Genomic DNA, 10,811 nt, shown 5'->3' on the forward strand with positions numbered 1-10,811 from the left:
ATTTTTTTACATCTTTAAAAGTAAAAAATACTTTTAGTGAATTGGTAATTTTTCTGAATTGTATAAGAAATTATTAATGTGGTTGATTATGAGTTTTATCAATTTATTTTGATTGAGGAATGCAATTTTTAATTAATATTTTTATTAAAAATTAATCTTCAATAAACAACCGATAGGGAAATACATTTGAAGATTTGCTCTTTAGATTTTTCATGAAGCTTTCACATAAATAATCCCATTCTGTACCTGACAAATACTCTTTTTCAACCGAATTTATTTTTAAATATATATCTACTGTTCGGCTAAAACCCGCTTTTACTGCCATTTCTTTTCGAGTTCCTTTTTCTATTTTAATATCGGTTATACAACTCTTAAAATGGTTAAATCCAAAAGCCTTTATATCAGCAAAGGTTACGATTCTTCCACGTGTCAGTAAAGCATTGCGGTAGCTCAATATGCGGTCTTTGTTATTTTGTTTGTTTTTTCCACCAACGGTATTAGTAACCAATACTGTTTCTTTACTCACAAAAAACAAATCATCATTGGATTCTAATACAGTTCCGGCTTTGATGTCATTCCCTTCTTCTGCACAAGTTGACCAATAATTTATGGCAAATGATTTTCCGATAGATTCGTCAATTTTAGGTTTAATCATTAAATAAGGATCATTGTTTTTTGAAAAATTACTTTCTTTGGCTTGTTGTTCAACAGAAGCTAACAACTGGTTGATTTCAACCAATGAACTATTCATGAAATCTTTACCCAAACCTGCAAAAGAAGAACTCTCATCTTTCAATAAATCCAATACATTTTGAAGTAATTCAGAGGCACTTCTTGAATCAAATCTGGAAACTCCTCCGGTTCGCAATACTGCATTTCCTTCTTCTAAGAAACCTTCTTTATATTCCTTTATTTCGTAATGATTATTGTATCCATCAACCACAGTATCGACATCCAGAAAAATATTATTGTCAGTTTCAAGAGCAACATATGATAAAAAATTCCCTAAGGTTTTATTGATAGTATGCCTTTTTTTATTGATAACTGGAAAGCAATTTGCAGTAAAAGATACATTATCTAATATTTGAGGAATTAACGATTCTGGAAAGATTAATTTTATCCAAATAATGGGATTGTCATTACTATTTGTTATTTCATAAAAATGTTTGTATTCTGAGCTATATTCTTTAATTGGTTTGTGCCTTAATGTTCCTTTTAATGTATAAAAATTATCAAAATAAAATTCATTTACTTCCTGCATAACTTCACTAAGATGCGTATAATTACGATTGATAATACTCTCTATATCAATATCGTTTACTGCAACATTGTATCCTTCTTGCACTGTAATTTGAATATCGTCATGAACACATTTCATTTGCTTTAAATAGTAATGAAACATTTCTTTCTGGTGTGTGTTTTTAATGTCGATGTATAACATTAAATCTTCCAGTTCCAATGTATTGGTATTTTTTAATTCAATACCTAAAAAAACTTCCCCTGAAGGCACAGAATGTCTATAATCTCTAACAGTATCTTTATAAAATAGATTTGAAATTTCATAGAGATTTCTCTCGTAAGCAATATATTTTATTTCAGCAGAAGACAATTTAACTTCCAATGTAGGCGAAAGAACAATTTCTTTGCTAATTGGTGCCAATGGATTATAAATATTATGGATTCTCCTTTTAACCATCATTTGGTTTTGCAGGGAAATTTTCATATTATTATCAATTGGAGAAGCATGCATGATGGCTCTGGAAGGTTTTGTCCCAGATGTAACCTCGGGAAACATAATTTCTAAAACTCTCTCCACAATTCGGGTTTTAGAATCCTCAAGTTCATGGGCTACTTTTTCTAATTCGTAAGACAATGCATTAAGCATCATTGAAACTACTGGATCAAAAGATGTTTCCATCTCCACATCTGAAAAGCCCCATGATCTTGCAGCTCTTTTTAACACTCTGTCTTTTATTCGCTCTTGTCTCATTATCTGTTTGATTGTTATTAAAAGTTAAATATGTAAATTAAAGACTACATATCGAATTAAGCAACTTTTTTTTACAAAAATTGTTATATCAACAAAAGTTTTACAGTACTTAAGATGTGTTTTAAATCTTTTGTTTCCCCATAAATATAAATAGACGAAAAATCATATTTATTATCAACCATGTAGTCTACAGACAATTTCTTTAAACTCTCTATTGAAGTCATTATCTAAAAGATAATTTCACGAAAATATTTAGGTGCGGAAAGGCCTAGCAGCTAATCAAATTTTTCTTTTGGCTGGCAGGAAAAAAGCAATCCAAAAAAAACAGAAAAAAACTTATTTTATTTGTTTGCATATATTTCTTATTTATTTCTCTTGCCAAAACTCAATATCTGGCTGTATTAATTTTTCTCTGCCTTCCCATTTTGGAAAGTTGAATCCTTTTGGAAGGGAATATCCACCACTTTCATAAGTTGTACCATTCATTTTAGGTATAAAACATTTGAATTCCATTACCTTTATTCTTTTATTCTTGCCTTCTAACCATACTAATCCAATATTTTCACCTGATTTAATTCCTATAATAATTCTATCGAAATTTTCTTTTTTACCAGTTATGGAATCTAAGTATTGCTGTTTATATAATTTTTCAAAATCATTTGGTAAAACCACCGAAGTTGCATGATATAATTTAGGATTTTTTAAATTCTCTATTTCTACCTGCATCATAATGGGTAAAGGATTTTTTTTCACCTTATTATTGTTAGGATTAAAATTCGACAAATTCCAACTTGATTTATCTATTGTAAAAGGAGATCCAGAAAATGTATCTGGTTGAAAAATGACTCCTGATTTTGTATAGAAAGTTAATATACTAATTTTTGAACTTTCATCTTCACTGGTAAACCCCACGTCATAATCATATTCTTTTTCTCCTTTTTCCCATACTGAATAAGGAATTCCATGTAGATAATGAAAGATGTTAAATTCGGTATTAGCAAATTCTTTATTGTTTTTAATTTCATCGCGGTGAGAATTAAATTCTACGTCATTTTCTTTCCATATTCCTTTATTTTCTGCTTTAAATTTTGCAATTACTGTTAAAATATTTTGTGCACGCATCCAAACAGTTACATTTCCTCCAGGAGCCATCCCAACAACAATTTTATTATATGAGATTATAGATGTATCATCTTTTTTGATCGGGTTTTCAAAAAACTGCTGCATTTTTTCGTATGGTAGCTTAGTTTTTAATTCATAACTCAACATGTCTATCCTACAATTCCAACTAACGATTAAGCTATCCGGAACATATTTATAGCCTGTCTGGCTATCAATATCTGTAGATAAACCTCCCCATTCTTCTATATTTTCAGAATTAACAAAAGTATATCCTTTTTCCTTTTTGTTTAAAAGAGAAACCTGATAGTTGTCAGCAGGATAAAATTTAGGGCATGAGACTATTAATACCCACTTATAATTGTCGATTAAGTCTATTTTCTTATTAACAAAACCTATCACATATTTTAATAATAGCAGAAAAAGGATAAGCGATAATGAATAATTTAAATATCTAGTCATAATTTATTCTCCCGATTTAAATAAACTGGCAAAAACCATTAAACCAAATATTAATGCTGACACAACTAATAAATTGACCCCAATTATGAAGTAAAGAACTCGATACAGATCTATCTTGATTACTACACCAGATATAATATATAGTATAGCTAATGGCACCAATAAATAGTGTGAGCTTAATAGAAATGATTCTGTAGTAAAAGACCCATATTGGTCTGTAAACATAATTGCAGATAAAATCGTTATACTAAAAATTAAAAAAAAAGATACTCTCGGTAAATCTAAAATTTTGTTTATTTTATTTATTATATTGTTACCCATTACCCTATTTTTACTTTCTAACTATTATTTCTCTTGCCAGAATTCAACATCTGGCGGTATTAGTTTTTCTCTGCCTTCCCATTTTGGAAACCTGAATCCTTTGGGAAGAGAATATAACATATGATTTTTTATATTTTTATTCTCAACGTCATCTAAAATAAATTCTAACAATTTTGTCTTTTTATTTTTACCTGTAAGCCAAACGACTCCTCTCCCTCCTCCTTTATAGGCTCCAATAATTATTCTATTAAAATATTCTAATTTACCAGTTATACTATCTAGGTATGATTCCGTCATTAATTTTTCTAGATTTTGAGGCATTAAAACTTCTCCATTCAATACTATGTCATCAGATGTGTTTCTCCAACTAATGCTTAATTGAACTGGTAGTTTAACTTTCTTAACGAGGTTATTGTTTTCTATATATTTAAAATCATCCCATTTAAATAACTCAACTGTTGATTCGCTTTCTTTTCCGGTAAATGACTGATACCAACTGCCTTCTTTTGTAAATGAAGTTATGATCAGATTCTTTATATCCTCACCTTCACTTGTAAAACCAATATCGTAATCGTATTCTTTTTCCCCTTTTTGCCAAACTGAATAAGGAATTCCGTGCAGGTTTAAATAAATTAAATTTTCTTTTGCAGACTCTCCAGTAGACGTCCATAGAGTAACCCTATCCTTGTCGTATGGATTATTCTTTTTTATTTCTTTTGCTTTAAATTTGGCTATTTCTGTTAATACGCTTATTGCCCGCATCCAAACCGTTACATTGCCACCAGGAGCAGTTCCTACAATTATTAAACTGTAAGGACGAACGATACCTTCAATATCAGTGACAGGATTTTGAAATAATTGCAACATTTTTTCTCGTGGTAGTTTTGTTTTTAATTCATAACTAACCATATCAACGCCACAATCCCAATTTACAACTAGGCTGTCAGGTATTTCGTCTGGTTCGCTTCCGCTAGCATACCCTCCGGAAGTTTCTCCCCATCCCGGATCTATTCCGAAATCAGTTGAAACATTGTGAACTATTTTTCCTTTATTATAAAAACTTACAGATGGAATACTTGAATAATATTTAGGAGCGGAAAGTCCAATTTCCCAATCAAACTTATCTTTAGGTTGACAAGAAAAAAGTAATCCAAAAAAAAACAAAAAAAAACTTATTTTATTTATTTGCATATATTTCTCTTTTATAATTTGCTGTATCTCCTTCTATCTTGTATTTCACAGGCTGGTTTACAAAACCTACACTACTTAGTATATGGTGGTCTCCTGTTTTAATATCCAGAAAATCATTTTTTAAACCACCATAATTAGCCGAAAGATGTGCGTATTTGTTTCTTAAAGTAACAAACATCTCACTAGATAGTTGATATGTGCCACCTTTTTTTTCTTTTATTACTTGTTTCATGATGTCTAAATATTCTACAAGTATTTTTTCTGAAGAAAAATCATATTCTTCCTTATGTTTAGCATTTTTTGCTTCATCAAAAGTTTTATAAAAAGGGACTTTATTTTCAATTGCTTTTTCAAGCATCATATTCATGGGTACAAGACTGTATTTGTTGCTAATGTATCTGGAATCTTTAATTACGAAATGATCTGATTTTTTGTCCATAATAAGTGGTCCTACTTTAGGATCATATATTTGTGGTGCATTATTGTCATGGTAAAAATCAGAGGCTGTTCTAACTTCCTTTTTACTGTATATTGGATAACCACCATATATTGGATATAGATCATAGAGTTTGCCTATAAGAAAAGTTTTTTCATAATGATCATAAGTATTTATAAATTTAATTTCATCTTCTTGACAGAAATGGTTATTAATATAAAATTGTCTTACTTTTTCTTTTTCTGCCATAGTCATTTTATCATTGACTTCTAAATCAAAATAATCTATCACAGGTTCATATTTATCCAATTCTGCATATCCTCCTCCTATATCTGAATGTGCCCCTATAAGTTTTACTGTATAACCTTCTTCCGTAGGTGTAGTAGCAAAATTTTCTCTCCATTCATCATTAGCAACTATATGGAAAGCTGATCGTATGCCTAAACCCGAAATATTGGTCTTTATCTTATCCAAACTTAGCTGAAAAATTGCCGGTAGTAAGCCGAATATAGCTGAAGCCTTGTAGCCCAAGTTGTCTTTTACAACCATATCAGAAACGACAGTATCAAAAACACCTAAAAAACGAATCTCAATATTATAAGTTTCTGCTGCTGGTTTGATGTTGTTTTTTTGCAAGCATACTGCCCAAATAACCTCCTGCATGTTTTACCACTTCTGTTTCTGTAGGAGATAAAATAATGCCTTTTGGATCATATGGATCTCTTATCCTTTTTGCTTGAATTTTTGCTTTTTCTTTCACTTCATTACAAAAATGTCTTGCAGCTGCTGCTCCTCGACTAAAACCAAAAACATCAAAAACAATTTTATTTACTTTTTTGCCTTTTATGCTATTTTTAATTTGCTCCTCAACCACTTTTTTTTATCCCTTCTTCTACTCTCCAAAAATACCCCACGATTCTCTTATCTAGTACTCGTCTGTGACGAGTACCTTCTTACTTATATTCGCTAAGTAAAACCTTTGCAACGCGACTCTTAAAAAATAGAAGTTCACTAGTAAAGTTACTTCAGTTTTAGTTACGCACATTGTAAACGCTCTGATTTATATTAAGATTTAAGTAGGTACTCGTCACAGACGGGCACAAGTCGGGGAATTGTTTGTGATAAAATTAATAGATATCTATTTTCTTTTTAAAATCTTCTTTTAATATCATTTTTAAATCATCGTATGAAATGAATATGTTGTTATCTATTGGAAACATTCCATTTGGAAATCCATAATTAAAAATATATTCAATCCCATTTTTTTGAATTGAAAATGTATTCAAATTTTCTTTTTTGAATAAACTACTAGAACGAATTAATGATTGATATATTTCAGAAGTTGCTAATTCGTTTTTATTCTCTTTATATAGTTCATCTAATCTGTTTTTTAATATTTGATTGCATTTTTTTAACAATTCGTTTGTTTTATTTTCTTTGATAATATCTGTAAATACAAGTAGTTTTTTATTTGGAACATCAAAATTATAATAGTAAGAATCAATATTTATATTTCCTGCAAGTGATTCATAATCCATACTAATACTTAATATATTTGAATTGTTAAATGTAATCTTGTAATCTGATCCAATTAATCCACTAAAATTATTATTATCGTTACACTCTTTTTTTCGTATGACAATAGCCATCCTTATTAGATCTCTTGGTTTTATACTTTTTTTTTCAATATCCAAATAATTTAAATAATCAATAGTTATAGAATTATTGAAAAAATTAATTTCATTTTTATTAAATATGTCAGGGAACTCAAAATAATATTTTTCAGTATTGCTATTACAGTAAGTAGAATCGATTATAGAATGAATTTTAATGGGTACAACTTTCTTTTTGCTTACTTGACTTAAACAACAATTTAAATTAAAAAAAATGAATATTAGTGAGTATATTAAATTTGATTTCATTTTTATTTATTTTATTAATATTTAGTTTTACTTTTTATCCTCTTTTTTTATTTCTTTTACATCTAATTCATTTAAAAGTATTTGCGCGTTACTGTCCTTCAGATTAACTATTTTCTTTGTAGCTGAATCTTTCTGATTTCGTGTCTCTAATAAAAATTTTAATCTCTTAATTATTGTTTCTTTTACTTCTTTAGTTCCATTTTCATGCTCAAGTTTGTAATGTTTAAAGACTTTTAAACCATCATCTTGCCTAGCATGTTTAATATATTCATCTCTGTTTTCAAGACCATTATATCCTCCATTTATTGCTACGGTAACTTTTTTAACATCGTCCAAATCCCCATTCTTATATACACTGCCATTTCCTTCTATCCAATACCAAATAGCAGATTGTACGCCAAATATTGTTTCGTCAGCTAGTTTGTCAAAATTTCCTTTTAACTTATCATTATCTGTAGTCACAGTAAAATCAATATCTCCATTGGGGTCATCTGGAAACGGATTGTTTTTTCTAAATTTAGTAAAATTTGAATAGTTGTCTTTAAATGTTACCTGTTTAATTCCCTTACCTCTAAATTTCCAACCGTCTCTACTTAATTCATCTTTATTTCCTCCTCTATTTGCATATGCTCTTGATAATAGTGGAATACCAAATGCTGGATGAATTTTCAAATAGATTCTGTAATCTATTTTATTATCAGATTTGAAAACTTCTTTTATTAATTTGTCAATTTTTAATTTGCTGTTTTTAGGGTCTTTTTCTCCAATATATTTTCCATATAACTCTTTTTCGTCTATAATTATTTTTTGAGTTTTTAGCAATGTTTTTAGCTCATCGTTTGTTTTTGTAATTATTTTATCGTCTTTATCTACTAACTTAAAAATTGAATTTAAGTTGTCTTTTAATGATTCTAAAACTGTTTCATCTATTTCTTGATTAGTTTTGAATCTTACAATTTTGTCTGAATTAAAAATTGTAAGACCAGTAGATTGATAAACACTCCCCTCATAAGTGCTTTTAAATTTTGACTCTGCTCCTACTTGAGCAATGAAGTGAGCTTTTCTTAAACATGTATCTAATTTATAATTTGTTCTGTATTTATTTAGGAATTCTAATACCTTTTTTATGTTAGCTTCATCTGTAATTTTTCCATCAATTTTCCCAGTCATCACATATTTTATTTGTTCTAAAGTTATTTCTTCATCACAATGAGTACATTTATAGGGTTCTTTTTTTTCTACTTCTTTTACTTTCAATTCTGGTTTTATAAACCTTGGTTCTCCAAACGTTATATTTGCCATATTGTTATGATTTATTACCTTTCATTTGAACTTTTTTATTCGAATTCAATGTTAAATTTTCTTCAGTCGCAACTATTTCTACTTTTTCAGCTGTTTCAATAAATGTTTTTGAAATACTATAATATTTATTGTCAATTGTGATATATAAATTCTTTGCACTTTTATTAATTGCCATAAAAAGATTTTTAATTGTTTAAAACATACTTGATTTTTCCGCACTATTCACTTCAACGGTTTTTTGACTACTTTCCAAAAGCATATTTTCTTTTGTACTAAAAACAGTTATTTTGTCTGCATATTGGGTTGATTCCAATGAATTTCGAATATGTTTTTGTTCAATAATTTCCGTTTTATTATCAGCACTTTCAGTAAAATTTCCAGCTGCAGTTTGAGAAATATCGTGACCCGCAGTTTGAGAAATATCTTTACTTGCAGAATTATCAATATTCTCTCTAGCACTTACAGATACATTTTTCCCTGCCGTAATACTTACATTCTCCCCCGCATTCAACGTAAAATTCTTCGGTGCATTCACCTCAATATTGCCCTGGCCATCCATTTTCCAGGTATTTCCGCTAGGGTCTTCAATGAAAACGCTTCCTTCACCATCATTCAGTAAGATTTTAGTTCCGCTTCGTGTATGAATAGCTTTTACATTATTGCCACCATCCGCATATCCGGAACTTTCGCTTCCGTTGTAGTTAGTTCCCATAACATAGGGTCTCTCAGCATTTCCGCCTTCAAAACCTATGAGGACTTCCTCATCAACTTCTGGGATGAAATAAAATCCTTTTCCGGCTCCTGCATGAGGCTGGATAAGTCGCAACCAATCGCTTTTTGTGCTGCCTCCGGCCCAGTTGAATGTAACCTGAACTCTTCCTAAACCGTCCGGGTCATTATTGTCTATTACTTTAGCGGGTTGGGTTTCAGCTTTGGCGAACGCGTGCACATCTGTGTAATGAGGTGCTGCAACATCGGCTGGAATAGCTTTGAACTCACAAGAATAATTTCCGTAAACTTGAGAATTATGTATAACTTCTATAGCTATTAACTCGTGTTCTACGGCTTGGTTTACTATTGTAAACACTTGCCCAACTCCTAACGGAAAATACGATATTCCGCTATAATAGACGCTGTTGGCATCACTAGCAGCTGTTTGCAGTGTTGTCATTTGGTCTATATCGTCTTTGTCTTGGGCATTTGTGGTATATGCACCAGTACTTAAATCTGCACTAGTAACTGTTCCCTGATTGTAACCTACAATAGATGAAAAATTATCTTTACTGCCTGTCGAGGTTTTAGCGGCTGAATTGCGAATAATACCCCCATTATTATAATCATATCCTGTCAACGAAATTTTATGGGAAGCCATATTGGTCTGTATTTTAAAACTATGAAGTGAAGCCCCGTTAGTGAGTTTCACTTTGCTGGTTTTTGTCTGTCCAAACTGCATACGCATACCATCAAAATAAAACCATTGCCCATAACGCTTAGCGAGTCTTTTTAGAAAATCAAAACTGCTTTCATTGTACTGCGGCATATATTCAAATACCTTAAGATAGGTTGACTTAATAGAATCTCTTTGGTAAAATTCTCCCGGACCTTCAGAAAGTATACTCAATACAATATCATCCATTCCGCGATCAAGATAAGTTCTTGATTTTTTCATATCATCTAGAAAAATACTATGACTTATACCTGAGACATGTAATCCAGCCGCGCTTCCGTGAAGATCTATTGATGACAATTCAGTAATAATTCCTTTACTCATCAATCGGATTCCTGTAAGACCCTTGAAAGTAAAAATAACTTCATCTCCCAGATAGTTCTTTAATGCTTTTGCTTGTTCTTCTGGAGTTATTATTGCCTTTCCTGTATATTGCCAAACAAATGAAAAATGATGGTGATCTGCCATTTTTTGGGATAGCTTCAAATCATAATAAACAACATTTTGAGTAAAACTCCCAATGGTTATCTGTACTTGTTCTGAAAAATGTGCCATGATAATGTCTGTTTTTTAGTTAGTCCTTACAATTAATCTAAAGCAATCCAATTATTAGAGAACTTA

At 30.3% G+C, this 10,811-nt stretch carries 9 protein-coding genes; all 9 read right to left on the reverse strand.

Annotation, left to right across the window (positions count from 1 at the left end; all coding sequences use genetic code 11):
- Window positions 1–151: 151 nt before the first annotated feature.
- The gene (locus VLC96_RS00410) at window positions 152–1,990 is read right to left on the reverse strand and encodes a type VI secretion system baseplate subunit TssF (RefSeq protein ID WP_325259955.1); all 1,839 of its coding nucleotides are present in this window, start codon (window positions 1,988–1,990) and stop codon (window positions 152–154) included.
- Window positions 1,991–2,356: 366 nt separating this feature from the next.
- Complete coding sequence (locus VLC96_RS00415) at window positions 2,357–3,571, reverse strand: DUF2931 family protein (protein WP_325259956.1); 1,215 nt, start codon at window positions 3,569–3,571, stop codon at window positions 2,357–2,359.
- Between the two features lie 345 nt (window positions 3,572–3,916).
- A complete protein-coding gene (locus VLC96_RS00420) occupies window positions 3,917–5,083 on the reverse strand; it encodes a DUF2931 family protein (RefSeq protein WP_325259957.1) in 1,167 nt (388 codons plus the stop codon).
- Entirely contained in the window at window positions 5,070–6,182 is a 1,113-nt protein-coding gene (locus VLC96_RS00425; protein ID WP_325259959.1) for a phospholipase effector Tle1 domain-containing protein, read from the reverse strand. Before VLC96_RS00425 ends, VLC96_RS00420 begins: the two co-directional genes overlap by 14 nt.
- Entirely contained in the window at window positions 6,115–6,393 is a 279-nt protein-coding gene (locus VLC96_RS00430) for a hypothetical protein (protein WP_325259961.1), read from the reverse strand. The genes VLC96_RS00425 and VLC96_RS00430 overlap by 68 nt, the downstream gene beginning before the upstream one ends.
- A 253-nt stretch (window positions 6,394–6,646) precedes the next feature.
- A complete protein-coding gene (locus tag VLC96_RS00435) occupies window positions 6,647–7,441 on the reverse strand; it encodes a hypothetical protein (RefSeq protein WP_325259963.1) in 795 nt (264 codons plus the stop codon).
- 27 nt (window positions 7,442–7,468) lie between these two features.
- Entirely contained in the window at window positions 7,469–8,743 is a 1,275-nt protein-coding gene (locus tag VLC96_RS00440) for a hypothetical protein (RefSeq protein WP_325259964.1), read from the reverse strand.
- A gap of 4 nt (window positions 8,744–8,747) precedes the next feature.
- A complete protein-coding gene (locus VLC96_RS00445) occupies window positions 8,748–8,918 on the reverse strand; it encodes a hypothetical protein (RefSeq protein ID WP_325259967.1) in 171 nt (56 codons plus the stop codon).
- 18 nt (window positions 8,919–8,936) lie between these two features.
- Window positions 8,937–10,745, reverse strand: coding sequence for a type VI secretion system Vgr family protein (locus VLC96_RS00450; RefSeq protein ID WP_325259969.1), 1,809 nt, complete (start codon window positions 10,743–10,745; stop codon window positions 8,937–8,939).
- Window positions 10,746–10,811 lie beyond the last annotated feature (66 nt).

This window comes from Flavobacterium sp. (genome assembly GCF_035456085.1).
In the GTDB taxonomy this organism is placed as follows: domain Bacteria; phylum Bacteroidota; class Bacteroidia; order Flavobacteriales; family Flavobacteriaceae; genus Flavobacterium.